The organism is Streptomyces sp. NPDC088794 (assembly GCF_044750545.1).
GTDB lineage: Bacteria > Actinomycetota > Actinomycetes > Streptomycetales > Streptomycetaceae > Streptomyces.
On the sequence record NZ_JBIVKB010000001.1, the window covers coordinates 242,142 to 267,286 of the forward strand.

General features: G+C 70.7%; 26 protein-coding genes. 10 read left to right on the top strand and 16 right to left on the bottom strand.

Annotated features, from left to right (window positions below; all coding sequences use genetic code 11):
- Positions 1-25: 25 nt before the first annotated feature.
- Genes ACIP6U_RS01160 through ACIP6U_RS01170 form a run of 3 tightly spaced genes read left to right on the top strand, consistent with a single transcriptional unit; the run spans position 26 to position 3,141 of the window.
- The gene (locus tag ACIP6U_RS01160; protein WP_401711083.1) at positions 26-1,210 is read left to right on the top strand and encodes a CaiB/BaiF CoA transferase family protein; all 1,185 of its coding nucleotides are present in this window, start codon (positions 26-28) and stop codon (positions 1,208-1,210) included.
- A gap of 25 nt (positions 1,211-1,235) precedes the next feature.
- A complete protein-coding gene (locus ACIP6U_RS01165) occupies positions 1,236-2,402 on the top strand; it encodes an acyl-CoA dehydrogenase family protein (protein WP_401711085.1) in 1,167 nt (388 codons plus the stop codon).
- Positions 2,395-3,141: a GntR family transcriptional regulator gene (locus ACIP6U_RS01170; protein ID WP_401711088.1), complete on the top strand. Its 747-nt coding sequence runs from the start codon at positions 2,395-2,397 to the stop codon at positions 3,139-3,141. Before ACIP6U_RS01165 ends, ACIP6U_RS01170 begins: the two co-directional genes overlap by 8 nt.
- A gap of 64 nt (positions 3,142-3,205) precedes the next feature.
- Here ACIP6U_RS01170 and ACIP6U_RS01175 read toward each other — a convergent pair whose 3' ends face one another.
- Positions 3,206-4,372, bottom strand: a complete 1,167-nt coding sequence (locus ACIP6U_RS01175; RefSeq protein WP_401711091.1) for an acyl-CoA dehydrogenase family protein — start codon at positions 4,370-4,372, stop codon at positions 3,206-3,208.
- Positions 4,373-4,454: 82 nt separating this feature from the next.
- On the opposite strand from ACIP6U_RS01175, the gene ACIP6U_RS01180 reads away from it, so the two are divergent.
- Complete coding sequence (locus tag ACIP6U_RS01180; protein WP_401711094.1) at positions 4,455-5,972, top strand: class I adenylate-forming enzyme family protein; 1,518 nt, start codon at positions 4,455-4,457, stop codon at positions 5,970-5,972.
- A gap of 5 nt (positions 5,973-5,977) precedes the next feature.
- The gene (locus ACIP6U_RS01185; protein ID WP_401711097.1) at positions 5,978-6,742 is read left to right on the top strand and encodes an SDR family NAD(P)-dependent oxidoreductase; all 765 of its coding nucleotides are present in this window, start codon (positions 5,978-5,980) and stop codon (positions 6,740-6,742) included.
- A 96-nt stretch (positions 6,743-6,838) separates the two neighbouring features.
- Here the strand turns inward: ACIP6U_RS01185 and ACIP6U_RS01190 are convergent, their stop codons facing one another.
- The 5 genes from ACIP6U_RS01190 to ACIP6U_RS01210 all read right to left on the bottom strand — a co-directional run bounded on the left by ACIP6U_RS01190 (position 6,839) and on the right by ACIP6U_RS01210 (position 11,105).
- A complete protein-coding gene (locus ACIP6U_RS01190) occupies positions 6,839-8,098 on the bottom strand; it encodes an amidohydrolase family protein (RefSeq protein ID WP_401711100.1) in 1,260 nt (419 codons plus the stop codon).
- Positions 8,098-8,427: a hypothetical protein gene (locus ACIP6U_RS01195; RefSeq protein WP_401711102.1), complete on the bottom strand. Its 330-nt coding sequence runs from the start codon at positions 8,425-8,427 to the stop codon at positions 8,098-8,100. Before ACIP6U_RS01195 ends, ACIP6U_RS01190 begins: the two co-directional genes overlap by 1 nt.
- A 12-nt stretch (positions 8,428-8,439) precedes the next feature.
- Entirely contained in the window at positions 8,440-9,708 is a 1,269-nt protein-coding gene (locus ACIP6U_RS01200) for an aromatic ring-hydroxylating dioxygenase subunit alpha (RefSeq protein ID WP_401711105.1), read from the bottom strand.
- A gap of 135 nt (positions 9,709-9,843) precedes the next feature.
- Positions 9,844-10,713: an NAD(P)-dependent oxidoreductase gene (locus tag ACIP6U_RS01205; protein WP_401711108.1), complete on the bottom strand. Its 870-nt coding sequence runs from the start codon at positions 10,711-10,713 to the stop codon at positions 9,844-9,846.
- Positions 10,710-11,105 carry a carboxymuconolactone decarboxylase family protein gene (locus ACIP6U_RS01210; protein WP_401711111.1) on the bottom strand — a complete coding sequence of 132 codons (396 nt, stop codon included), beginning with the start codon at positions 11,103-11,105 and terminating at the stop codon, positions 10,710-10,712. The genes ACIP6U_RS01205 and ACIP6U_RS01210 overlap by 4 nt, the downstream gene beginning before the upstream one ends.
- Before the next feature lie 71 nt (positions 11,106-11,176).
- Between ACIP6U_RS01210 and ACIP6U_RS01215 the strand changes: the two genes are divergently transcribed.
- Genes ACIP6U_RS01215 through ACIP6U_RS01225 form a run of 3 tightly spaced genes read left to right on the top strand, consistent with a single transcriptional unit; the run spans position 11,177 to position 13,028 of the window.
- Positions 11,177-12,520: a cytochrome P450 gene (locus ACIP6U_RS01215; RefSeq protein WP_401711114.1), complete on the top strand. Its 1,344-nt coding sequence runs from the start codon at positions 11,177-11,179 to the stop codon at positions 12,518-12,520.
- A complete protein-coding gene (locus ACIP6U_RS01220; RefSeq protein WP_401711117.1) occupies positions 12,517-12,705 on the top strand; it encodes a ferredoxin in 189 nt (62 codons plus the stop codon). The genes ACIP6U_RS01215 and ACIP6U_RS01220 overlap by 4 nt, the downstream gene beginning before the upstream one ends.
- Positions 12,706-12,719: 14 nt before the next feature.
- Positions 12,720-13,028, top strand: coding sequence for a DUF1330 domain-containing protein (locus tag ACIP6U_RS01225; RefSeq protein WP_401711120.1), 309 nt, complete (start codon positions 12,720-12,722; stop codon positions 13,026-13,028).
- 80 nt (positions 13,029-13,108) lie between these two features.
- Here ACIP6U_RS01225 and ACIP6U_RS01230 read toward each other — a convergent pair whose 3' ends face one another.
- Genes ACIP6U_RS01230 through ACIP6U_RS01240 form a run of 3 tightly spaced genes read right to left on the bottom strand, consistent with a single transcriptional unit; the run spans position 13,109 to position 15,104 of the window.
- On the bottom strand, positions 13,109-13,939 hold the full coding sequence (locus tag ACIP6U_RS01230) for an SDR family oxidoreductase (protein WP_401711123.1): 831 nt from the start codon (positions 13,937-13,939) through the stop codon (positions 13,109-13,111).
- Positions 13,936-14,421: a VOC family protein gene (locus ACIP6U_RS01235; protein WP_401711126.1), complete on the bottom strand. Its 486-nt coding sequence runs from the start codon at positions 14,419-14,421 to the stop codon at positions 13,936-13,938. The genes ACIP6U_RS01230 and ACIP6U_RS01235 overlap by 4 nt, the downstream gene beginning before the upstream one ends.
- On the bottom strand, positions 14,418-15,104 hold the full coding sequence (locus ACIP6U_RS01240; RefSeq protein WP_401711129.1) for a TetR/AcrR family transcriptional regulator: 687 nt from the start codon (positions 15,102-15,104) through the stop codon (positions 14,418-14,420). Before ACIP6U_RS01240 ends, ACIP6U_RS01235 begins: the two co-directional genes overlap by 4 nt.
- Positions 15,105-15,141: 37 nt before the next feature.
- Between ACIP6U_RS01240 and ACIP6U_RS01245 the strand changes: the two genes are divergently transcribed.
- Together ACIP6U_RS01245 and ACIP6U_RS01250 are read left to right on the top strand one after the other, a co-directional pair.
- Positions 15,142-16,443 (top strand): acyl-CoA dehydrogenase family protein, encoded by a 1,302-nt coding sequence (locus ACIP6U_RS01245; protein ID WP_401711132.1) that lies wholly within the window; start codon positions 15,142-15,144, stop codon positions 16,441-16,443.
- On the top strand, positions 16,440-17,459 hold the full coding sequence (locus ACIP6U_RS01250; protein WP_401711134.1) for a phosphotransferase family protein: 1,020 nt from the start codon (positions 16,440-16,442) through the stop codon (positions 17,457-17,459). Before ACIP6U_RS01245 ends, ACIP6U_RS01250 begins: the two co-directional genes overlap by 4 nt.
- Here ACIP6U_RS01250 and ACIP6U_RS01255 read toward each other — a convergent pair.
- From ACIP6U_RS01255 to ACIP6U_RS01285, 7 genes are all read right to left on the bottom strand, one after another.
- Entirely contained in the window at positions 17,447-18,655 is a 1,209-nt protein-coding gene (locus ACIP6U_RS01255; protein ID WP_401711137.1) for a cysteine desulfurase-like protein, read from the bottom strand. The two genes, ACIP6U_RS01250 and ACIP6U_RS01255, sit on opposite strands and share 13 nt — an antisense overlap.
- Before the next feature lie 130 nt (positions 18,656-18,785).
- A complete protein-coding gene (locus ACIP6U_RS01260; protein ID WP_401711140.1) occupies positions 18,786-19,934 on the bottom strand; it encodes an acyl-CoA dehydrogenase family protein in 1,149 nt (382 codons plus the stop codon).
- A 31-nt stretch (positions 19,935-19,965) separates the two neighbouring features.
- A complete protein-coding gene (locus tag ACIP6U_RS01265; RefSeq protein ID WP_401711142.1) occupies positions 19,966-21,099 on the bottom strand; it encodes a thiolase family protein in 1,134 nt (377 codons plus the stop codon).
- Complete coding sequence (locus ACIP6U_RS01270) at positions 21,084-21,908, bottom strand: enoyl-CoA hydratase/isomerase family protein (protein WP_401711145.1); 825 nt, start codon at positions 21,906-21,908, stop codon at positions 21,084-21,086. Before ACIP6U_RS01270 ends, ACIP6U_RS01265 begins: the two co-directional genes overlap by 16 nt.
- Entirely contained in the window at positions 21,905-23,083 is a 1,179-nt protein-coding gene (locus ACIP6U_RS01275; RefSeq protein ID WP_401711147.1) for a CaiB/BaiF CoA transferase family protein, read from the bottom strand. The genes ACIP6U_RS01270 and ACIP6U_RS01275 overlap by 4 nt, the downstream gene beginning before the upstream one ends.
- Entirely contained in the window at positions 23,083-23,850 is a 768-nt protein-coding gene (locus ACIP6U_RS01280) for an SDR family NAD(P)-dependent oxidoreductase (RefSeq protein ID WP_401711150.1), read from the bottom strand. Before ACIP6U_RS01280 ends, ACIP6U_RS01275 begins: the two co-directional genes overlap by 1 nt.
- A complete protein-coding gene (locus tag ACIP6U_RS01285; RefSeq protein WP_401711152.1) occupies positions 23,850-25,145 on the bottom strand; it encodes an amidohydrolase family protein in 1,296 nt (431 codons plus the stop codon). Before ACIP6U_RS01285 ends, ACIP6U_RS01280 begins: the two co-directional genes overlap by 1 nt.

Sequence of the window (25,145 nt, forward strand, 5' to 3'; positions counted from 1 at the left end):
CGTACCAGGACCAGGAGGCACGACCGTGCAGCAGCTCCCCCTGTCCGGCATCACGGTGGTCAGCCTGGAACAGGCCGTGGCCGCCCCCTACGCCACCCGCCAACTGGCCGACCTGGGCGCGCGTGTGATCAAGATCGAGCGGCCGGGCGAGGGGGACTTCGCACGGCGCTACGACACCACCGTGCACGGCCACTCCAGCTACTTCGTCTGGCTCAACCGCTCCAAGGAGTCCCTGACCCTGAACGTCAAGGACCCGCGCGGCCGGGAGATCCTGCACCAACTCCTCGTCGGCGCCGACGTGTTCGTGCAGAACCTCGCGCCGGGCGCCGTCGGCCGGCTCGGACTCGGCGTCGACGTCCTCACCGAGCGGTACCCGCGGCTGATCCCGTGCACGATCTCCGGCTACGGCACGGACGGGCCGTGGGCCGACCGCAAGTCGTACGACCTGCTGGTGCAGTCCCAGACGGGCCTGGTCTCGCTGACCGGCACCCCCGAGGAGACCGCCCGGGTCGGGATCTCCGTCGCCGACATCGCCGCCGGGATGTACGCCTACACCGGCGTCCTCACCGCCCTCTACACCCGGGCCACCACCGGCCGGGTGCACCCCGTCGAGGTGTCCCTCTTCGAGGCGCTCGCCGAGTGGGTGAGCCAGCCCGCCTACTACACGCGCTACGGCGGCACCCAGCCCGCCCGCCTGGGCACCCAGCACGCCACGATCGCCCCCTACGGCGCCTTCCCGACCGCCGACGGCAAGCAGGTGCTGTTCTCCATCCAGAACGAACGCGAGTGGGCGATCCTGTGCGAACGGTTCCTGCTGCGGCCGGAGTTGACCGACGACCCGCGTTTCGCCACCGGTCCCGACCGGGTCGCCCACCGCGCGGAACTCAACGCGATCGTCGCCGACCGGTTCGCCCGCTCCGACGCCGAGGAACTCCTCAAGGACCTTGAGGCGATGGGCATCGCCGGTGCCGGGGTCAACGACATCGCCGCGTTCCTGGACCACCCGGTGCTGTCGGGCCGCGACCGCTGGCGGGAGGTGGCCGTGCCCGGCGCCACCGTGCAGGCGCTGATGCCACCCGCCGACCTCGCCGGAGTGCCCGCGCGCATGGATCCCGTGCCGGACGTCGGCGAGCACACCGAGGCGATCCTCACCGACCTCGGCCGTACCCGCGACGACATCGAGGCGCTGCGCGCCGACGGCGTCGTCTGACCAACGCCGAACAGGAAGGACCCCGATGAGCGTTCTGGACATCCTGTCCGACGACGAGCGGCTGATCGTACGCACCGTGCGCGAGTTCGTGGACAAGGAAGTCAAGCCCGTCGTGCGGGAGTTGGAGCACGCGGACACTTATCCGGAGCACCTCGTCGAGCGGATGAAGGAACTCGGCGTCTACGGCCTGGCGATTCCGGAGGAGTACGGCGGCACCCCTGTCTCCACCCCCTGCTTCGTGCTCGTCACCGAGGAACTCGCGCGCGGCTGGATGAGCCTGGCCGGCGCGATGGGCGGCCACACCGTCGTCTCCAAACTCGTGCTCCTGTACGGCACCGAGGAGCAGAAGCGACGCCACCTGCCGCGGCTCGCCACCGGCGAGGTCCGCGCCACCATGGCGCTCACCGAGCCGAGCGGCGGCTCCGACCTCCAGGCGATGACGACCGTCGCGCGCCGCGAGGGCGACGAGTACGTCGTCAACGGAGCGAAGACCTGGATCACCAACTCCCGCCGCGCCGGCCTGATCGCGCTGCTGTGCAAGACCGACCCGGCCGCCGAACCGCGCCACCAGGGCATCTCCGTCCTGCTGGCCGAGCACGGCCCCGGCCTGATCGTCTCCCGCGACCTGCCCAAGCTCGGCTACAAGGGGGTGGAGAGCTGCGAGCTGTCCTTCGAGAACTATCACGCCCCCGTCGACGCCCTGTTGGGCGGTGTCGAGGGTCGGGGCTTCGGTCAGATGATGAAGGGTCTGGAGACCGGACGGCTCCAGGTCGCCGCCCGTGCGCTGGGCGTGGGCCGCGCGGCCCTGGAGGACTCGCTGCGCTATGCCCAGGAACGGGAGTCGTTCGGCAAGCCGATCTGGCGTCACCAGTCGGTCGGCAACTACCTCGCCGACATGGCGACCAAGCTCACGGCCGCCCGTCAACTGACGCTGCACGCCGCCCGGGAGGCCGACGCCGGGCGCCGGGTGGACATGGAGGCGGGCATGGCCAAGCTGTTCGCGTCGGAGACGGCCATGGAGATCGCGCTCAACGCGGTCCGGATTCACGGCGGTTACGGCTACTCCACCGAGTTCGACGTCGAGCGGTACTTCCGGGACGCGCCGTTGATGATCGTCGGCGAGGGCACCAACGAGATCCAACGGAACGTGATCGCAGCCCAGTTGGTGGCGCGAGGCGGGCTCGATGGCTGAGCGGGCGCAGCGGGAGAGCACGTATCTCAGACTCGCGCGCGAGCTGCGGACGGCGATCCTGCGCCACGACTTCCCCGACGGGGTCCGGCTGCCCACCGAGGCCGAACTGGCCGCGCGGCACGAGGTGAGCCGGCAGACCGTGCGGCGGGCGTTCCAGGACCTGGTCGCCGAGGGGCTGGTCCACCGGGTGCCGGGGCGCGGGACGTTCGCGATGCCCCGCGAGGAGCAGTACCTGCGCCAGTTCGGCTCGGTGGACGACCTGATGGGGCTGTCCGTCGACACCCGCATGGACGTCGTCACTCCCCTGCACGCCCGGGTCGACGTCGACGCGGCGGGCCGGCTCGGCCTCAACACCGACCGGGTGCACAAGCTGTCCTTCCTGCGGCTCCACGACGACGTGGCGTTCTGTCACACCTCCGTCTGGCTGCCGCCCGCCGTCGGCCGGTTGCTGGAGCCGGTGCCGGAACTGGCCTCGCCTGGCACGCCGAACGCCTTCACCGTCATCGGACTGCTCGACCAGCGGCTGCCCGAGCCGATCGCGGAGGCCGAGCAGAGCATCACGGTCGCCGAGGCCACCGCGGAGATCGCCGGACACCTGGGCTGCGCGCCGGGCCGACCGCTCCTGCGCATCGACCGCGTCTACCGGACCGCCGCCGGACAGGTCGTCGAGCTGGCCATCAGCCACTTCCTGCCCGAGCACTACTCGTACCGCGTGCGACTGCGGCGCAACGACCGCTGACGCGACGTCTCTGACCCGGTGTCTCCGGCGCGATCCAGCGGAGTTGTCCGCCTCAGGAGCCGACTCAGTACGACCTCGGCAGTCCCAGCACGTGCTGGGACACGTAGTTGAGCACCATCTCCTGGCTGATCGGGGCGAGTCGCAGCAGCCGTGACTCCCGGAAGTATCGCTCCACGTGGTACTCGCGGGCGTAGCCCATCCCGCCCAGCGTCTGCACGGCCCGGTCCGCGGCCTGGAAACCGGCGTCCGCGCAGAGGAACTTGGCCATGTTGGCCTCGCGTCCGCAGTCCAGGCCGCGGTCGTAGCGCCAGGCGGCGTTGCGGGCCATCAGGCGGGCCGCGTCGAGGCGGGTGAGGGCCTCGGCCAGCGGAAAGGCGATGCCTTGGTTCTGGCCGATCGGACGGCCGAAGACGACCCGGTCGCGGGCGTAGCGGGTGGCCGCGTCGAGGGCGGCCCGGCCGAGGCCGAGTGCTTCGTGGGCGAGCAGGATGCGTTCGGGGTTGAGGCCGTCCAGCAGGTAGCGGAAGCCTTCGCCCTCCTCGCCGATCCGGGCGCTCACCGGGACCCGCAGGCCGTCGATGAAGATCTCGTTGGACGCGACGGCGTTGCGGCCCATCTTGGGGATGGGCCGGATGTCCATGGCGGTGCGGTCGACGTCGACCAGGAAGACCGAGATCCCCTTGGTCGGCTTGTCCACGTCCTCGCGCGGGGTGGTGCGGGCCAGGAGAACCATCTTCTGCGAGTCCCCGGCCTTGGTGATCCAGATCTTCCGGCCGTCGACGACGTAGTTCTCGCCGTCGCGGCGGGCGAAGGTGGAGATGCTGGTGGTGTCGGTGCCCGCGTCGGGCTCGGTCACGCCGAAGCAGACGTGCAGTTCGCCGGTGGCGGCGTGCGGGAGGACCTCGCGGCGCAGTTGCTCGCTGCCGTGCCGGGCCAGGACGTTGAGCCCGAAGATGGTCAGGTGCATGGTGGAGCAGCCGTTCATGCCGGCACCCGAGGCGGCGACCTCCTCCAGGAGCAGCGAGGCCTCCAGGACGCCCAGTCCCCCGCCGCCGTACTCCTCGGGGACGGCGATGCCGAGCCAGCCGGCCTTGGCGAAGGCGTTGTAGAACTCCCAGGGGAACTCCGCCCGTTCGTCCTGCCCGGCCCAGTACTCCGGCCCGAAGGAGGCCGCCAGCTCGCGGACGCCCCGGCGGATGTCCTCCTGCTGCTCGGTCAGTTCGAAATCCACGAAGCCCCCTGCCGAACAGGTATGGAGAATGTTATTTCCAGGATAGTAGAATACCGTTCGCAGTCGAGGAGCGGAAGGAAGGGTGCGCACCTTGAACATCGCGATGCTGCTCGACATGGCCGTGGCGGGCGATCCGGACCGGGTGGCGATGGGGTCACGCGGTCCTGGGACCGGGACGACCTGCACCCAGCTCCGTCGTACCGCCGCCGGGGTCGCGACGGTCGTCCATCGCACCGGTGCGCGGGAGTTGGTGTTCGCCGGCGTCAACGGCCCCGCGTTTCCCGTCCTGCTGTTCGCCGCGGCCCTCGCGGGCGTGCCGCTCGTCCCCGTCAACTACCGCTTGTCCACACAGGCGTTGACCAACCTGCTCGTGCACACCGAGCGGCCCCTGGTGGTCGCGGACGAGGCGTTCGCCGCCGGGTTCGAGGGGGTTCGGGTACGGACACCCGAGGCACTGTTGGTCGAGGGGCGGGCGGCGGATCCCGCCGAGGGGCTGGAAGGGTCTCCGGACGACCCGGCGGTACTGCTGTTCACGAGCGGGACAACGGCCGCGCCCAAGGCGGCTGTGCTGCGCCACCGGCATCTCTCCAGCTACATTCTTCAGACGGTCGAGTTCGGCTCGGCCGCCCCCGATGACGCGGTGCTGACGAGCGTGCCGCCGTACCACGTGGCGGGCGTCGGCTCGGTGCTCAGCAACCTCTACGCCGGACGGCGCATCGTGCACCTCGGTGCCTTCGAGCCGGCCGCCTGGCTGGCGCTGGTGCGCGCCGAGGGCGTCACCTCGGCCATGGTGGTGCCGACCATGCTGGCCCGTGTCGTCGAGCACCTGGGCGGCGGCCCGGCCGACGTACCGACGCTGCGCTCACTGGCGTACGGCGGAGCCCGGATGCCGCACACGGTCCTGGAGGCCGCGCTGCGGGCGTTCCCCGACGCCGGGTTCACCAACGCGTACGGCCTCACCGAGACCAGTTCGACCATCGCCCTGCTCGGTCCGGACGACCATCGGGCGGCGCTCGGCTCCGACGATCCCGCCGTGCGGGCCCGGTTGCGCTCGGCCGGGCGGATGGTGCCGGGAGTGGAGGCGCGGATCCGGGACGAGACGGGGGCTGTCCTGCTGCCCGGGGCGGTGGGCCAGTTGTGGGTGCGCGGCCCGCAGGTGTCCGGCGAGTACAAGGGATCGGGCGAGCACAAGGGGCCCGCGACGACGCTGGACGGCGACGGCTGGTTCCACACCCGCGATCTCGCGCACTTCGACGACGAGGGCTATCTGTTCATCGAGGGGCGCGCCGACGACACCATCATCCGGGGCGGCGAGAACATCGCTCCCGCGGAGGTGGAGGACGTACTCCTGCGGCACGACACGGTCCGCGAGGCGGCCGTCGTGGGCGTGCCGGACGAGGAGTGGGGCGAGCGGATCGCCGCGTTCGTGGTCGTCCACGAGGGTGCGGCCACCGACGCGGAGGCGCTGCGTGCCTGGGTGCGTGGCCGGCTGCGCGGCTCGAAGACACCGGACGTGATCGTCTTCCGCGCCGAACTGCCGTACACACCGACGGGAAAGCTGCTGCGGCGCGAGCTGCTGACGACGATGCAGGGAGGCTGACGCGGGTGACGTCCTTCACGGAGCTGCACGACCTGACCGGCAAGGTGGCGGTCGTCACCGGCGGTTCGCGCGGGATCGGCCGGGCCATCGTGCGGACGTTGGCGGCGGCCGGTGCCGATGTGGTCATCGCCTCGCGCAAGGTCGAGGCGTGCCGGGCGGTGGCCGAGGAGATACGGGCGTCGACCGGGCGCCGGGCCCTGGGCGTCGCCTGCCATGTCGGGCGGTGGGAGGACTGTGAACGGCTGGTGTCCGCGACGCTGGAGGAGTTCGGGCGGCTCGACGTCCTGGTCAACAACGCGGGTATGTCACCGCCGTACGAGAGTCTCGACGCGGTGAGCGAGGAGCTCTACGACAAGACGCTCGCCGTGAATCTCAAGGGACCGTTCCGGCTGGCGGTCCTCGCCGCGACGCACATGGCGGATCACGGCGGCGGTTCGGTCATCAACATCGGTACGGCGGGCTCGCTGCTGGCGAGCGTCCACGAACTCCCTTACGCCTGCGCCAAAGCCGGGCTCAACGCCCTCACGGTGGGCCTCGCGGAGGCGTACGCGCCGAAGGTCCGCGTCAACGCCATCCTGCCGGGACCGGTTCTGACGGATGCTCACAAAGCGTGGGCGGCCGAGGACTTCGACACCTCCTTCGTCCCGCTGGGCCGCCTCGGCGTCCCGGACGACGTGGCTCCCCTCGCCCTGCACTTCGCGAGCGCGGCGTCGAGCTTCACGACCGGGGCGATCGTGCGCGTGGACGGGGGCATCACGCGGAAGGTATGACCTCACCCTCGAACTGCCCGTGCGCAAAAGCCTCGTACGGAGAAGGGCCGCGGCTCCCACAACAGCCGCGGCCCTTCTCCGTGCCCCCTCGGCACGTCAGCGGCCGGCGTCGTCGTGCCGGTACACCTCCCCGCCCTTCATCACGAACCGCACGTCCTCCGTCACGCCGATGTCCGTCAGCGGGTCGCCGGGGACCGCGATGATGTCGGCGAGGAGCCCTGGCTCCAGGCGGCCCCGGTCGTCGGCGTCGACGAGTTCGGCGGCCACCGTCGTCGCGGCCCGCAGGGCGGCGAGCGGGGTCATGCCCCGGTCGACGAGGGCGACGAGTTCGCGGGCGTTGCGGCCGTGCGGGATGGCGGGCGCGTCGGTGCCGCAGGCCACGCGGACACCGCGCTCGATGGCACGGCGGGTGGTCGCCTTGGCCCGCGGGAAGACGTCGGCGGCCTTGGCCTGGAGTTCGGGGTCCGCCTTGGAGACGTCCATGCCGTCGGCGATGTACGTGGTCGCGACCAGGAACGTACCCCGCTCGATCATCAGGTCGAGGGTCTCGTCGCTGACGAGGAACCCGTGCTCGACGCAGTCGATGCCCGCGTCGAGGGCGGCACGGACCGCGCGGTCGCCCATGCAGTGGGCGGCCACCTTGAGCCCCGCGCGGTGTGCCTCGTCGGCGATGGCGCACAGTTCCTCGTCGGAGTACTGCTGGGCGCCGGCCGGTCCTGTGTGGGACATGACGCCGTTGGACGCGCACACCTTGATGACCCGCGCGCCGTGCTTGATCTGGTAGCGGACCGCTTTGCGCACCTCGTCGACGCCGTTGGCGATCCCCTCCTCGACGGTGAGGGGCATGATGTGCGGCGCGAACGCCTGGAACATGGTCGGGTCGAGGTGCCCGCCGGTCGGGGTGATGGCGTGCCCGGCGGGGACGACCCGAGGTCCCTCGATCCAGCCGTGGTCGATCGCCTTCTTCAGCGCCACGTCGAGGAGCAGTCCCCCGGTCTGCACGAACAGACCCAGGTTGCGTACGGTCGTGAAGCCGGCCCGCAGCGTGCGGCGCGCGTTGGCGACCGCGCGCAGGGTCCGTACGGCGGGGTCGTCCTGCACCGGGTTGAGCGGGCTGCGGTGGTCGGGGCCGCCGAGCAGCAGGTTGACCTCCATGTCCATCAGTCCGGGCAGCAGGGTGACATCACCGAGGTCGACGACCGTGACGTCCGCCGGGACGGAGGTGGGCGCGAGCGCCACGATGCGCTCGCCGTCGATCAACAAGTCGCCCGGCTCGACCAGTTCACCCTTGTCGATGTCGAGCATGCGGGTGGCGCGCAGCCGGACGGGCGGCTGCGGGGTGCGCGGACGTGGCATCAGACGGCCGGTTCGAAGACGGCGTCGATGCTGGCCGCCCCCGTGTCGGGCACCTTGGGCTGCCGCCAGGCCTCGACCGAGAAGGCGATGGTCACCAGCGCGCAGAACGCCCACAGCAGGTGCTTGTCGGGTTCGGAGATGTCGTCCATGGAGACGGCCCGGAGGTACTCCGTGCCATCCTTCAGCAGCGGGAACGCCGTGTTGTAGAAGGCGTCCAGCTCGTCCATGGTCGAGCCGATCCGCTTGGCGTAGCGGGCCTTCTCGGTGGCCACCGCCCAGTCGGCGAACGGCTCCAGGGCGGCGAACTCGGGGGGAAAGACAGTGGCCATGCTGAGGTCCTCCTAGGCCGTGCGCTGCTCGTTGTCACGGACGTACTGGCGGGCGGTCTGGTGCAGATGGCGCAGCAGGACCTCTTGGTCGTTGAGCGGGAACTCCCCCACGGCACGCGACTCGAGCATGCTCTGCGTCGCCTCCAGGGTGTTGCCGTCCTGGAGCCCGTACTCCTTGAACGACACGACGGCCAGTTCCTGTTGGAGCCGCTGGAAGGCGTTCTCCGGCGGCACGAAGTAGCAGGCGGCCTCGAAGATGTGCGTGTTGTACGCGGTCGGCCAGTAGTGGTAGGTCAGCACCCAGTTCGGCCGCCAGATCAGCAGCATGAAGTTGGGGAAGAAGACGAACGAGTCCATGCCCCAGCGCGGGTCCCGGGTCGGGTTGACGGCCGGTGGCAGCTGCTCGGTGGTGAGGCCGATGTCCGGCGCTTCCCAGGGGCCGAACAGGCCGCTGCGCAGGGCGCCTTCGATGGGCTTGACCATCTTGCGGTCGTGCGGCGGGGCGATGCCGCCCCAGGAGGACACCATGCTGTGCGGGCCGTCGATGTCGTAGTGCAGCGCCTCGTAGCCGTACTTCTGGATCTTGCGGGCCTCGTCGGCCATGTACTGCCCGGCGTGCAGGATCGGCGCGTGGTAGAACTCGGCGAACGCGTCGATGAACAGCTTCCAGTTGGCGCCGATCTCGGCGCGGTAGCGGTGCGCCTGGGTCATCTTGTGGAACGGGTAGCCCTCGATGCCCTTGGCGAACTCGCCCAGGTACTCCCGCAGCGGTGTGGTGTTGTCCGGGTCGAGGTTGACGAAGACGAACCCCTCCCACACATCGGTCTGTACGTCCTTGAGCCCGTAGCGCGACTTGTCCAGGTCGAAGAACTCCTGCTCCTGCTGGACGAAGGTGAGCTTGCCCTCCAGGTCGTAGCGCCAGGCGTGGTACTTGCAGGTGAACTGGCGGCAGACCCCGCTGGTCTCCTCGCGCGGGAAGTCGTTCCACACGAGCTTGTTGCCACGGTGGCGGCACACGTTGTGGAAGGCACGCACCTCGTCGTCCATGCCGCGCACCACGACCACCGAGGCGCCGGCCGCGTCCAGCTCCTTGGTGAAGTAGCTGCCCCGCTTCGGCAGTTGCTCGATCCGCCCGACGTTGAGCCAGGTCCGCTTGAAGATGGCCTCGCGCTCCACCTCGTAGTGGGCGGGCGAGATGGAGTCCTCGTACGACACCGGCTCGGTGCCGATCTTGAGGTGTGCGGTCCAGCTGCCCTCGTCGGGCTTCTTGAAGTGCGCCATGGGGTCTGGTCCTCCAGTCGCTTGTACGGAGGGGACTCACGATAATCTCAGTCTCTCCGAATGAGAATGCTATTCTCACTCTCGATCGACCGTCAAGTCAGCGGTCTGTCAGGTTGAGGTCAGGAACCGTTGAGGTCAGGAACCTTCGACGAAGGGGAAGATCCGGGTGAAGTCGGCACCGGGCTCCGCCTCGGCGAACCTTCGCCACACCGCCGCCGTCACCTCGCCGATCGACACCGGTCCGCCCTGCTCCTCGACCGCGCACAGATAGAGCCGTACATCCTTGTCCATCAGGGAGTTGGCGAAGCCGGCGGCATAGCGGCCGGTCAGCACGTGGCGCGGGAACTTGTCACTGGTGGCCGCGCTCTGCCCGCTGGAGCCGTTCAGCACGTCGAGCATGGTGGCCAGGTCCAGGCCCGCGGCGAGGCCGAAGGCGACGGCCTCGCTGGTGGCGGCGAGCGTGGTGGCGGACAGGAAGTTGTTGGCGAGTTTGAGGGCCTGCGCCATGCCGGGGCGGTCGCCGACCCGACGGCGGCGGTCACTGAGGCCGGCCAGCACGCCCTCGGCCTGTGCGCACGCGGCGTCGTCCCCGGCGTACATGACGGTGAGGGTGCGCGCCCGCGCCCCGGCCACACCGCCGGACACGGGGGCGTCGACGTAGCCGATGCCGTCACCGGCCAGCAGTTCGGCGACGGCACGGGACGCGGCCACGCCGACCGTCGAGGTGTCGACCACGCACCGGACCCGGCGGCCGGACGCCTTCACGATCTCCCCGGCGACCTGCTCCGACACCGTTCCGTCGGGCAGGCTCAGCACCAACACCGTTGCACGGCAGGCGACTTCGGCCACGGCGGGGACGTGGACGGCACCCTCGGGCGACCGCGCCGGTCCAGCGGCGTCGTGCGTGACGACCGCATGGCCGGTGTGTACGAGGTTGGCGGCCAGGACGGAGCCCATGTTGCCGAGGCCGACGAAGCCGACGCGCTCCGCGCGCACCGGGGTCATTCCCCTTCCCCTCGCTCTGCTCGCGCCGCCCGTACGACTCGGCGGGCCGCGCTCCCCGCCGGGACTCCGCAGTAGGCGGCGACTTGGAAGAGGAGTTCGTCGAGTTCGGCGTCGGTGACGCCGGTGCGAGGCGCGCTGTCCACGTGGACGCGGAACTCCTCCATGCGGCCGAGCGCGGCGGTCATGGCCAGCACCAGGAGGCTGCGGTCACGGAGACCGAGAGAGCCGCCTCGGGCCCAGACACCCCAAGCCGTAGTGGTCAGGTAGTCCTGGAACTCGGCGGCGACGGGGGCCGGGTCGGCGGTCGCGGCGTCGACGTAGGCATCGCCGAGGATCTTCCGTCGCATGTCGCGTGCGGCACGCAGGGCGTACGTCTCTTCTGTGTCGTCCATGGCTCTCCCTGGTGTCGCCAGTTGCTTTGAGAATGACACTCTCCAAAAGCTTCAAGCAGCATTCCAGCAAAGTGAGAATTGTGCTACCGTCCCTCGTCGTCGAGGTGGTGACGGAGAAGGGGCCGGAGCAGACCGTGGACGACTTCGAGGCGATCGACTTCTTCCGGGACGAGGCGCAGGTCGCCGACCCCTATCCCTACTTCGACGCCCTGCGCGGGCGGTGCCCGGTGCAGCGCGAGCCGCATCACGACGTGCTGATGGTGACCGGGTACGACGAGGCGGTGCAGATCTACAACGACACCGACACGTTCTCCTCCTGCGTCTCGGTCACCGGCCCCTTCCCCGGGTTCCCGGTGCCGCTGGAGGGCGACGACGTGAGCGAGCTCATCGAGCGGCACCGCGACGAGCTGCCGATGAGCGACCAGTTGCCCACGCTGGATCCGCCGGCGCACACGGACCACCGGGCGCTGCTGATGCGGCTGATCACGCCGAAGCGCCTCAAGGAGAACGAGGCGTCGATGTGGCACCTCGCCGACGGGATGCTGGAGGAGTTCCTGGCCCCGGGCCACGGGGAGTTCATCGGCGGGTTCGCCGGTCCGTTCACCCTCCTCGTCATCGCCGACCTGCTCGGCGTGCCCGAGGAGGACCGCGAGGACTTCATGGACACGCTCCAGCGCCGCCCGCCGGCCGGCGGGGGTGTCGGCAGCACCGGCGACGACACGCTTCACCACTCCCCGCTGGAGTACCTGTACGGGCGTTTCACGACGTACATCGAGGACCGCCGCCGCGAGCCCCGCGAGGACGTGCTCACGGGCCTCGCCACGGCGACCTTCCCGGACGGGTCCGTACCCGAGGTCATCGACGTGGTCCGGGTCGCCACCAACCTCTTCGCGGCCGGTCAGGAGACCACCGTCCGGCTCCTCGGCTCGGCGCTCAAGGTGCTCGCCGAACGCCCGGAACTCCAGCGGCTGTTGCGCGCCGAACGGGACCGCGTACCGAACTTCATCGAGGAGACGCTGCGTGCGGAGAGTCCGGTGAAGGGCGACTTCCGGCTGTCGAAGGTGCCGACCACGGTGGGCGGCGTCGACATCCCGGCCGGCACCACGCTGATGGTGCTGAACAGCGCGGCGAACCGCGATCCGCGCCAGTTCGAGGACCCGGCGGAGTTCGAGGTCGGCCGGGCCAACGTCCGGCGTCATCTCGCCTTCGGTCGCGGCGTCCACACCTGCCCCGGCGCACCGCTCGCCCGCGCCGAGGCCCGGGTCACCCTGGAACGGCTGCTGGACCGCACGTCCGAGATCAGGATCGCGGAGAGCGCGCACGGCCCGGCGGACGCCCGCCGCTACTCGTACGTCCCCACCTTCATCCTGCGGGGCCTGACCCACCTCGAACTGGAGTGGAGTCCTGCCCGATGAAGGTCACCGTCGACGACGACCGCTGCCGCGGGCACGGGGTGTGCTGCACGATCTGCCCGGAGGTGTTCGACCTGAGCGACGACGGATACGCCGTGGTGGAGAGCCCGGACGTGCCCGCCGAGTACGAGGACGGGGTACGCTCCGCCGCGGGCATGTGCCCGGAGCGCGCCATCACCGTCAGCTGAGAACGAGGAGAACCATGCCGAAGGGTTACGTCATCTTCACCGAGGCGATCAAGGACCCGGCCGGCATGGCCGCCTACAGCCGCGCCGCCGGTGCCACCCTCGCCGAGAGCGGTGGGCGGGTCCTGTCCGCCGACCCGGAGCCGCAGACCCTTGAGGGCGAGTGGTACGGCGACCAGACCGTGGTCCTGGAGTTCGACTCGGTCGAGGCGGCCCAGGCCTGGTACGAGTCGGCCGGGTACACCGAGGCGCGGGCGCTGCGGCAGGCGGCGGCCACGACGAACGCCGTCATCGTGGCCGGGTTCGTGCCGCCGACGGCCGGCTGAGCAACGGCCCTCGTGGCCGGCCGGCTCATCGACCGGCCGGCCCGCTCATTGACCAGCCGGTCACCTGACCAGGGCCGCACTCAGGACCGCCTCGCCGCCAGCCCCGCGATCACGCCTCCGTCGACCAGGATGTCCACGCCGGTCAGGAACGAGGCCTGGTCCGAGAGCAAGAAGGCGGCGACCGCGGCCAGTTCCTCGGGTCGACCCTCGCGGCCGAGCGCCGACTGGTCCACGAGCCTTTTCATGGAGGGGTGTTGAGCCGCCTCCTGCCGTCCTTGAGGTGTGCCCACGACCCCGGGCGACACCGAGCAGACCCGCGCCCCGACCCCGCCGACCCGCACGGCCTCGCGCTGCACGAGGCGCTGGACGCCGCGTTTGGCCCAGGAGTACGCCACACCGGTGTCCTCGATCTCCGGTCCGACGGCCTCGCGGAGCCGGTCCAGGAAGTGCTCGTCCAGCGGGTCGGCGAGCACGGCCTCGATGTCCGGGCGCGGCTCACCGGCCCCGAACCGGGCGGCCATGGAAGCGAAGCAGACCATCGCCGTGCCCTCGGTGACGAGCGGGCGCAGTGCCTCGGCGAGCAGGGCCGTGCCGACGAGGTCGACCGTGAGGATGCGACGCCAGTCGGCCATGGTGGGTGAGATGCCGGCGGCGTGGGCGACGGCTCGCAGGGTGCCGAGTTCCCTTGCGCGCGCGGCGAGTTGGGCCAGTCCCTCGCGGTCGGTGATGTCGAGGACGAACGGTTCTACGACGGTGCCGTGCGCCGAGGTCGCCAGTTCGTCGGCAGCCGTGGCCAGCGTCCCGGCGTCCAGATCGACCAGCAACAGCCGGTCCACGGCACCGAGTTGTCGTCGCGCGCACTCCAGGCCCATGCCGCGTCCGGCGCCGGTCACGATCCCTATGGTGGTCATGCGCCCGGCCTCTTCCCCGTCGCCCAGTACTGCTCCAGGACCGGCTGGAGGGCCCGCGTCACGAGTTCGACGCGCGGGCCGCTGCGGCTGTGGTGGAACGCCCAGTACGGCGTGCCGTCGGGGCGTCTGCCGACCGCCTCCACGGTGTGGCCGCGCCGCGCGAGTTCGGCGGAGTCGGCGGCCACGTCGTCGGACCAGTACCCGAGATGGTGGACCCCGGACCCGGTCACCGGTTCCCACAGGGTGCCGGGCACGCGGCGCACCAACTCCAGCCGGGGCGTGGACATCGAGTACGTGGACAGGAGGTCGAGGACGACGTCGTCGCCTTCGCCTTCGTCACCGCCGCCGCCCGGCAGGCTCACCCGCACGGGTCCGCCCAACGGCTCGGCCCACTGGTAGCCGAACACGGCCGACAGCTCGGCCGCCGCCGCGTCGATGTCCTCGACGACGATCCCGACGTGGAACTGATCGCTGCTCTTCACGCGTGCCCTCCCTGAGATGTGACCGTGCGCAGGCAGAACCGGACGACGTGGTCGACCTCGGCGTCCGTCGGCGCCGCCCGGCGCCACAGATGGTCGGCGAGCCTGCCCACCGTCGCGTGGGCGGCGAGGGACGCGTCCAAGTCCGGGTCGGCGCTGCCGAGTTCGGCGTACGGGCCGCGCAGCAGAGCCGCCAACAGTCCGTCGACCGACGACGGGCCCGCCAGGAACCCCTCCCCCACGCTCTGTGCGTTCCACATGACCGCCAGCGTGGTCGCCGCCGTCTCCTCGTCCGTCGCCTGGGACAGGACGCCCTCGACCCACCGGCGCACCTTTCCCTCGGGCGAGGGCTCCTTGGCCATCTGGTGGGAGAGGTAGCCGCACAGCCGCTCGGCGCCGTCCTCCATGAGAGCGGCGACCAGGGCGTCCTTGGAGCGGAAGTGCCGGTAGAACGCCTCGTTCGAGAGTCCGGCCGCCGTCACGATGTCGGCGACGCGGGGCCGTGCGGCGGTGCCGCAGCGCCGCATGACCTCCAACGCGGCGTCCAGCAGCGCCCGTACCTCGCCCGCGTAGTGCGCGCCGCGCCGGGCCAGCGCCCGCCGCGCGATGCGGTCGGCCACATCGCCGGTGCCCCCGGGGTCTTCCGCAACGCCGTTCCGCGTCGGGGGAATTGTGTTCTCTTTCATGAGAACGCTATTCTGGCATCTGCCGGAAGGAGACACAATGTCGTGGGACTTCGAAACAGACCCGGACTACCAGGCACAGCTCGACTGGGCGGCCGAGTTCGTCCGGGAGGAGGTCGAACCCCTCGATCTCCTGTGGGACGGGCTGCAGTTCACCCCGCCCGACGAGAACCTCCGCCGCGTTCTGGACCCGCTCAAGAAGGAGGTCCGGGCCCATGGGCTGTGGGCGACGCACCTCGGCCCCGACCTGGGCGGTGAGGGCCACGGGCAGGTCAAGCTGTGCCTGCTCAACGAGATCCTGGGCCGCTCCTCCTGGGCCCCGATCGTCTTCGGCTGCCAGGCCCCGGACACGGGCAACGCCGAGATCCTCGCCCACTACGGCACCGAGGCACAGAAGGACCGCTATCTGCGCCCGCTCCTCGACGGCGAGATCTTCTCCTGCTACTCGATGACCGAGCCCCAAGCCGGCGCCGATCCCAAGGAGTTCACGACCCGGGCGGTCCGCGCGGGCGACGAGTGGGTGATCAACGGCTGGAAGTACTTCTCCTCGAACGCGAAGACGGCCGCCTTCTTCATCGTCATGGCGGTGACGGACCCGGCCGGCGACCCGTACAAGAGCATGTCGATGTTCCTGGTGCCGGCCGAGACCCCGGGCATCCGCATCGAGCGGAACGTCGCCCTGGCCGGCGAGCCTCAGGAGCGCGGCTCGCACGCGCTCGTGCACTACGAGGACGTACGGGTGCCGGTGGACGCGGTGCTCGGCGGCGAGGGACAGGCCTTCGTGATCGCCCAGACGCGGCTCGGCGGCGGCCGGATCCACCACGCCATGCGGACGATCGGGCTGGCGGGCAAGGCCTTCGACATGATGTGCGAGCGGGCGCTGAGCCGGCACACGCAGGGCACGGTCCTGGCCGACAAGCAGTTCGTGCAGGGGCACATAGCCGACTCGTACGCGCAGCTCACCCAGTTCCGGCTGGCCGTGCTGCACACCGCGTGGAAGATCGACAAGTACAACGACTACCGCAAGGTCCGCAAGGACATCGCCATGGTCAAGACGCAACTGCCCACCGTGCTGCACGACATCGCGCACCGGGCGATCCAGGTACACGGCGCGCTCGGCGTCAGCGGCGACATGCCCCTGTTCCGGATGCTGCTGGGCGCGAGCGTCCTCGGCATCGCCGACGGCCCGACCGAGGTGCACAAGGTGACGGTCGCCCGGCAGGTCCTGCGCGACCACAAGCCGAGCGACGACCTGTGGCCGAGTGCGTATCTCCCGAAGCGGGTCGCGGCGGCCCGTGCCAAGTACGCCGAGTTCCTGGAGTCCGAGGCGGGCGGCCGATGATCGACGTCGAGCGGCTGGCCGGCTGGCTGGACGAGTCCGGGCTGCCCGGCAAGGGCGAGCCGATCGAGCACCGCCATGTCTCCGGCGGTGCTCAGAACGAGATCTACGAGATCCGCCGCGGCGAACTCCACTGCGCCCTGCGCATCCCGCCGGTGACCGCCCCGGCCACCCGGGACGAGGGCATCCTGCGGGAGTGGCGCATCATCGAGGCGCTGAACGGCACGGACGTACCGCACACCGAGGCCATGGCCGTCTGCACGGACCCGGCCGTCCTGGGCCGGACCTTCTACCTGATGGAGTTCGTCGACGGCTGGTCCCCCATGGGGGTTCGCGGCTGGGCGGCGCCCTTCGACACGGATCTCGCCGCGCGGGCGGGGCTCGCGTACCAGCTCACCGAGGGGATCGCCCTGCTGTCGAAGGTGGACTGGCAGGCGAAGGGACTGCACGACCTGGGCCGCCCCGACGGCTTCCACGAACGCCAAGTCGACCGCTGGACGCGGTACTTGGACCGCGTCAAGAGCCGTGAGCTGCCCGGCTTCGACGAGGCCGCCGCCTGGCTGCGCGCGCACAGGCCGCTCGACTACGTCCCCGGCCTGATGCACGGCGACTACCAGTTCGCCAACGTGATGTTCCGGCACGGCGCCCCGGCGCGGCTCGCCGCGGTCGTCGACTGGGAGATGGGGACCGTCGGCGACCCCAAGCTCGATCTCGCCTGGATGCTCCGCGGCTGGCCCGAGGACACGAGCGCCCCCGAGGCGGCGACCGCCCTGTACGTCGACCTGACGGGCATGCCCTCGCGCACCGAGCTCGTCCGGCACTACGCCGCGGTCTCGGGCCGTCAGGTCGACGACATGGACTACTACGACGTCCTCGCCCAGTGGAAGCTCGGCGTCGTCCTGGAGCAGGGCTTCCAACGGGCCGGCGACAACGAGAAGTTGCAGGCCTTCGGTCCGATGGTCCTGCACCTGATGGAGAGCGCCGCCGAGTTGGCGGCGACCACCCGCTACGGAGTCTGAAGGAAGGACGCGAGGCCGGAGATGAGCCGGTCCACGTCCTCCGTGTCGTTGTAGGGCGCGAGGCCCACGCGCAGTGAGGGGTTGTCCAGTTTCAGCGCGGCGAAGGGTTCGTAAGCGTAGAACGACCCGGCCGGGGCCACCACCTTGAGGGCCGCCAGATGCACCTGCGCCTCGTACGCGTCTCGGCCTTCGAGGCTCATCAGGAGGGTCGGGGTGCGGTCGGCGGCCTTCGAGTGCACCGTGACCGCGGCGCCCAAGGACCGCAGGCCGTCCTCGATCCGGGCGCGCAGCACGGACTCGTGCTCGTGGAGGGAGCGCAGCGACGCCGTCAGCCGCTCCTTCCGCGACACCCCTTCCCCGGGGTCGATGCCGGCGAGGAAGTCCACGGCCGCGGTGGCGCCGGCCAGCATCTCGTAGGGCAGCGTGCCGAATTCGAAACGCTCGGGCACGGTGTTCGTGGACGGCAGCAGCTTGTCCGGCTGGACGGTCTCCAGCAGTTCGGGCGCCGCGGCGAGCACCCCGCAGTGCGGGCCGAGGAACTTGTACGGCGAGCACACGAACAGGTCCGCGCCCAGCGCGGGCACGTCCACCTGGACGTGCGCCGCGTAGTGCACGCCGTCCACGTAGACCAGCGCGCCGACGCCGTGCGCCAGGTCGGCGATCGCGCGCAGCGGCGGCTTGGTGCCCAGGACGTTGGAGGCCGCGGTGACCGCGACCAGCCGTGTCCGGTCGGAGAGCACCCGCTCGAGGGAGCCCAGGTCCAGTTCCGTGGTCTCGGGGTCGATGTCGATCCAGCGGACCGTCACCCCCGTGTGGTCGGCCGCCTGGACCCACGGCCGGACGTTGGCGTCATGGTCGAGGCGACTGACGACGATCTCGTCGCCGACGCGCCAGTCCTTGGCCAGATGCCGGGAGAAGTCGTACGTGAGCTGGGTGGCGCTGCGCCCGTGGACGATGCCGTTCGCCGGTACGCCCAGGAAGTCGGCGTAGGCGGCCCGGAACTCGGTGACCGCCCGCTCGGCGTTCTGCTCGGACGAGCTCACGCCACCCCGGTTGGAGAGGGGCCCGGTGAGCGTTTCCGTGATGGCGGCGGCGACCGGGCGGGGCGTCTGGGTGCCGCCAGGGCCGTCGAAGAAGGCGAGGCCGTGGTCGAGGGACGGGAAGTGGCCCCGCAGGGCGGCGATGTCTACGGCCATGACCTCGGCCTCGGCTTTCTGCGCGGGTGCGGACGACGGACCGCACGCCCGTCTGAATCCGACCGTAGTCGACCTTGGCCCGCAGACCGCGCGACTTCACGGACCGAGCTACTTCACAGACCGAGTGACTTCACAGACCGAGCGACTTGGCGATGATCACCTTCATGACCTCGCTGGTCCCGGCGTAGATCCGGGTGATGCGGGCGTCGGCGTACAGCCGCGAGATCGGGTACTCCGCCATGTACCCGTAGCCGCCGAACAGCTGGAGGCAGCGGTCGACGGCGCGGGCCTGCATCTCGGTGCAGAACAGCTTGACCTTGGCCGCGTCGGCGCCGGACAGCACGCCGTCGACGAGGTCGAGCACCGCCCGGTCGAGCATGGTCTGCGCGGCCTCGATCTCGGCGGCCACGGCGGCGAGTTCGAACTTGGTGTTCTGGAAGGCCGCCACCGGCCTGCCGAAGACCCGGCGCTCCTTGACGTAGTCGATGGTCGTGTCGAGGGCGGCGCGCGCCTGCGCGACCGAGCCGACGGCGACGGTCATGCGCTCCTGCGGGAGGTTGTGGCCGAGGTAGCGGAAGGCCGCGCCCTCCTCCCCCAGCCGGTTCGCCGCCGGCACGCGCACGTCGTCGAAGGCCAGCTCGACGGTGTCCTGGACCTTGATGCCCATCTTGTCGAGCACCCGCCCCCGGCTGAACCCGGGCATGCGGTCCTCGACGACCAGCAGGGTCAGTCCGGCGCGCCGGTCGGCGGGGTCGGTGGACGTACGGGCGACCACGATCACCAGATCGGCCAGGAGGCCGCCGGTGATGAAGGTCTTGGCGCCGTTGACGACGTAGGTGTCCCCGTCGCGGACGGCGGTGGTGCGGATGCCCGCGAGGTCGGAGCCGGTGCCCGGTTCGGTCATGGCGATCGCGGTCAACAGGCGACCGTCGGCGAGGCCCGGGAACCACTGCCGGCGCTGCGCCTCGTCGGCGTAGGCGAGGAAGTACGGCAGGACCACGTCGAGTTGGGTGCGGACGGTGCCGAGGGTGACCAGCGCGCGGGCGGCCTCTTCCTGGAGGACGACGTTGTAGCGGTAGTCGTCGAGGCCGGAACCGCCGTACTCCTCCGGCACCGCCATTCCCAACAGGCCGAGCGAGCCGAGCTGTTCGAAGATCTCGCGGGGCAGCCGTCCGGCCCGCTCCCAGGCGGAGTAGTTCGGGACGACCTCCTTGGCCACGAACTCCCTTACCAGCTTGCGGAATTCGTCGTGGTCAGGGGTGAAAATCTCTCGGCGCATCGAAGACTCCGTCAAGGTCCGTCAAGATCCGTCAGGAAGTGAGTTCGAGGAGCGTGGCGTTGGCCGTGCCGCCGCCCTCGCACATGGTCTGGAGTCCGTGGCGGATCCCGTGTTCGCGCATGTGGTGGACCAGGCGGGTGGCCAGGACCGCGCCGGACGCGCCGAGCGGATGCCCGAGCGCGATGGCGCCGCCGAGGGGGTTGAGCAGCGCGGGATCGGCCCCGGTCTCGGCGAGCCAGGCGAGCGGTACGGGCGCGAAGGCCTCGTTCACCTCGAAGACGCCGACCTCGGACAGCCGTACGTCCGTCTTGGCGAGCACGCGCTCGGTCGCCGGGATCGGGCCGCTCAGCATGAGCACCGGATCGGCACCGACGACCGCACCCGCGCGGTAGCGCACGATCGGCGTCAGGCCCAGCTCGCGCGCCTTCTCGGGCGTCGTCACGAGCAGGGCCGCCGCGCCGTCGGAGATCTGCGAGGAGTTGCCCGCGTGGATCACCCCGTCGTCGAGGAACGCCGGCTTCAGCCCGGCCAGCCGCTCCACGGTGGTGCCGCGCCGAACGCCCTCGTCCGCCGTCACCGACCCGACGGGCACAATCTGCGCGTCGAAGGCACCGGCGTCCTGAGCCGCGGCGGCCCGCTCATGGGAGAGCGTCGCGAACTCGTCGAGCCGCGTGCGCGAGAACCCCCATTTCTGCGCGATCTTCTCCGCGGAGACCCCCTGATCGAAGGAGAAGCCGTGGTACCGGGCGAGCACCTTCGGCCCGTACGGCATTCCAGTCGCCCGTGGCGAGCCGAGCGGCACCCGGCTCATCACCTCGACCCCGCCCGCCACGACGACGTCCTGCTGACCGGACATCACGGCCTGGGCGGCGAAGTCGAGGGCCTGTTGGCTGGATCCGCAGGCCCGGTTCACGGTCGTGCCCGGAATCGTCTCGGGCCACCCCGCCGCGAGGACGGCGTAGCGGCCGATGTTGCTGGACTGATCACCGACTTGCGACACACAGCCCCAGACGACGTCGTCCACGACCGCCGGGTCGATCCCGGTGCGCTCGGCGAGCGCGGTGAGGACGACGGCGGAGAGGTCGGCCGCGTGCTGGTCCGACAGGCCGCCGTTGCGTCTGCCGACGGGCGTACGGACGGCCTCGACGATCACTGCTTCGGGCATGCGGGGTCCTCCGAAGGGGGCTGTCGGTTCCAGTGGCCGCTGAAGCGCGGCTCGCGTCGCCCGGCGAACGCCGCGTAGGCCTCCGGTACGTCCGCGGTCGCGAAGTTGGCCACCTGGGCACGGGCCTCACCGGCGAGGGCCTCGCGCAGGGTGCGGTCGGCGCCCTCGTTCAGGAGCGCCTTGGTCTGGGCGAGCGCGACGGGCGGCCCGGCCGCGAGCCGGTCGGCGAGGTCTTTCACGTACCCGTCGATCCGCTCGGCGGGGACCACCCAGGTCACGAGGTTGAGAGCGCACGCTTCCTCCGCGTCGATCGTCTCGGCGAGCAGCGCGAGCCGTTTCGCCTGTTGGAGGCCGACCAGCTTGGGCAGCAGCCAGGTGCCGCCGCAGTCCGGGGAGAGCCCCCGGCGCGTGAAGATCTGCGAGAAGCAGGACTCGGGCGTGGCCACGACCAGATCGCAGCCGAGCGCCAGATTCCAGCCCGCGCCGACGGCCACGCCGGTCACCTTGGCGATGGTGGGGATGGGCAACTCGTGCAGCAGCAGGGCCACTTCGGTCAGGTCGCGCAGCTTGTCGAGTGGATGCCGGGTGTCGTCCGCCGCGGCCGTGAGATCGGCGCCCGAGCAGAACGCTCCCCCGGCGCCGGTGAGGACGAGGGCCCGTACGTCGTGATCGCGGGTGGCCGCAGCGAGGAACTCCCGTAGGGCGGCCCATAGTTCGCGGTCGATCGCGTTCCTGCGATGTGGACGGTTCAGGGTCAGGGTCCGTACGCCGCCGCTGTCGTCCGACAGCAGTACGGGCTCGTCGGTCACGCGCCACCCCGCAGTTCCGCGATCTCCTGGGCGCTGAGCCCGAGTTCGGCGAGGACCTGTTCCGTGTGTTCGCCGAGCGCGGGGACCGCGCCCATCATCGGCTCGTAGCCGGAGATGACCGGAGGCGGCAGGAGTGCCGGGACCGGACCGCCCGGTGTGTCGATCTCGCGCCAGCGGTCGCGTGCCTCCAGGTGCGGGTGTGCGACGACCTCACTCGGCGTGTTGTAGCGGGAGTTGCCGATGCCGGCGTCGTCGGCGCGCTGTTGGACATCGGCCAGGTCATGGCGTGCGCACCACGCGCCGATCTCCTCGTCGAGCAGGTCGCGGTGTTCGACGCGGCCGGGATTGGTACGCAGTCGCTCGTCCTCCGCGAGGTCGGGTCGGTCCATCAAGTCCCGAGCCAGGCGCTGCCATTCGCGGTCGTTGGTGGTGCCGAGGACGACGGTGTGACCGTCCGCCGTCCGGTAGGCGCCGTAGGGGGCGACGGCCGGTGAGCCCATGCCGCGCGGCTGTTGGTCGATGCCGGAGTGGAGGGTGTAGGTGAGGGCGTAGCCCATCATGTCGGTCATCGTGTCGAAGAGGCTCACCGCGACCGGGCCGGGCCGTCGGGCGTAGAGCAGGGAGACGATCGACAGGGCCGCGTAGAGGCCGGTGGTGGCGTCGGCCATGGGCGGGCCTGGTTTGGCGGGTTCGCCGGGGCGGCCCGTGATGGCGCAGGCCCCGGACTCGGCCTGGACGAGGAGGTCGTAGGCGCGTTTGTGGGAGAGGGGGCCACCGGGGCCGTAGCCGTCGATCTCCACGGCGATCAGGTCCGGGTGACGGGTCGTCAAGTCGTCGGGGGCGACGCCGAGTTTGGCCGTGGTGCCCGGGGTGAGGTTGGAGACGAGGACGTCGGCGCGGTCCAGGAGGCGGTGCAGCACCGCCATCCCCGCCTCGGACTTGAGATCGAGGGCCACCGACTCCTTGCCCCGGTTGCACCATACGAAGTGCGCCGCGAGGCCTTTGACCACGTCGTCGTAGTGGCGGGCGAAGTCGCCGCCCGCCGGGTTCTCCACCTTGATCACCCGGGCGCCGAGGTCGGCCAGCGCCCGGGTGCACAGAGGCGCGGACACCGCCTGCTCAAGTGCCACGACCGTGACGCCCGACAGTGGCCCCCGGTGATCCGTCTGCGCCATCAGATCACCAGGCCGCCGTCGACCGGTAGCACCTGGCCGGTGACGAAGGAGGCCGCGTCCGAGGCGAGGAAGACGAAGGCGCCGGCCACCTCCTCGGGTTCCGCCCAGCGGCCGAGCGGGATGCGGGCGAGCATGGTCGCCGCGAACTTCTCGTCGGTGCGGATGGTCTCCGTCATGGGGGTCGCGGCCAGTGGGGCAAGGGCGTTGACCTTGATCTGTCTGCGGGCGAGTTCGCGGGCCAGCGACTTGGTCATGCCGATGATCGCGGCCTTGGCGGCCGAGTAGTTGACCTGGCCGAGGGTGCCGGTGAGGCCCGCCGCCGAGGTGACGTTGATGATGCGTCCGGTGCCGTCGGTGGGCAGGAATGGGAGCGCGGCCTGGGTGCAGGTGAACGTGCCCAGTATGTGGATGTCGAGCAGTCGGCGGAAGTCGTCCTCGTCGAGGTCCGCGAACATGCCCGGCGCGGTGACGCCGGCGTTGTTCACCAGGACGTGCAGGGTCCCGTCGGCGAGCGCGGCGGCCCGGGACACGGCGGCCTCGGCCGCGCCCCGGTCCCGTACGTCGAGTTCGGCGGCGTCGGCCGTGCCGCCGGCGGCCGTGATCTTCCCGGCGACGGCCGCCGCGGCCGACCCGTCCAGATCGGTCACCAGGACGGACGCGCCGGCTCGGGCCAGGGCGTGGGCGACGGCGGCGCCGATGCCGCCCGCCGCCCCGGTGACCAGGGCCGCGCGCCCGGTCAGGTCGAACAGTCCGTTGTCGTACGCCATCACAGTCCCGCGGCCGCGGCGGCGCGTGCCTTGGCGCGGAAGGACGCCAACTTCTCGGCCGGTTCGACGAGTTGGTGGCTGCGCGAGCGGACGCTGACGTCGTGGCCCTCGGACGCCTTGCGCAGGGCACCCACGGTGGCCTGGTCGCGCGGGATGTGCGCGAAGGGGTCGAAGGAGTACCAGCGCATGGCGTTCTCGTAGGTGATCTTCGCGGTGTCGGAGTCCGGGACGTCGCACGCGCCGAGCACGTCGTGGAGCTGTTCGGGCGCGTCGGGCCAAAGGGAGTCGCTGTGCGGGTAGTCGCCCTCCCAGCAGATGTTGTCGATGCCGATGTCGTGGCGCAGCCGCACCCCGAGCTTGTCGGTGATGAAGCAGGTCAGGAAGTGGTCGCGGAAGACCTCGCTGGGCAGCTTGCCGCCGAAGTCCTGGAGGGTCCAGGTGGAGTGCATCTCGTAGGTGCGGTCCAGGCGTTCCAGGAAGTACGGGATCCAGCCGGTGCCGCCCTCCGACAGGGCGATCTTCAGGTCGGGGAAGTCCTTGACCGGGCGGGACCAGACGAGGTCGGCCGCGGCGGAGACGATGTTCATCGGCTGGAGCGTGATCATGACGTCCGGCGGGGAGTCGGGGGCCGGGATGGCGAGGCGGCCGGAGGAGCCGATGTGCACCGACATCACGGTGTTCGTGTCGGACAGGGCCTGCCAGAGCGGGTTCCAGTACTCGTGGTGGAAGCTCGGGTAGCCGAGGACGGCGGGGTTCTCGGTGAAGGTCAGCGAGTGACAGCCCTTCTCGGCGACCCGGCGCACCTCGGCGGCGCACAGTTCGGCGTCCCAGATGGCGGGCAGCGCCATGGGGATGAAGCGGCCGGGGTAGGCGGCGCACCACTCGTCGATGTGCCAGTCGTTGTAGGCGCGGACCAGCGCGAGGGAGAAGTCGGCGTCCTCGGTGGCGAAGAGGCGGGCCGAGAAGCCGGGGAAGGACGGGAAGTTCATCTGGGCGAGGATCCCGCCGGCGTTCATGTCCTTGATGCGCTCGTTGACGTCGTAGCAGCCGGGCCGGATCTCGTCGAGGCCCTGCGGTTCGACGCCGTACTCCTCCTTGGGGCGGCCGGCGACCGCGTTGAGGGCGGAGTTGGTGATGGTGGTGCCGCGGAAGGTCCATACGTCGGTGCCGTCGTCGCGGTGGACGAGTTGGGGGGCGTCGTCGCGGTACCGCGCGGGCAGGTGGTTCACGAACATGTCGGGCGGCTCGATGATGTGGTCGTCGACGCTGATCAGGATCATGTCGTCCTTGTTCAT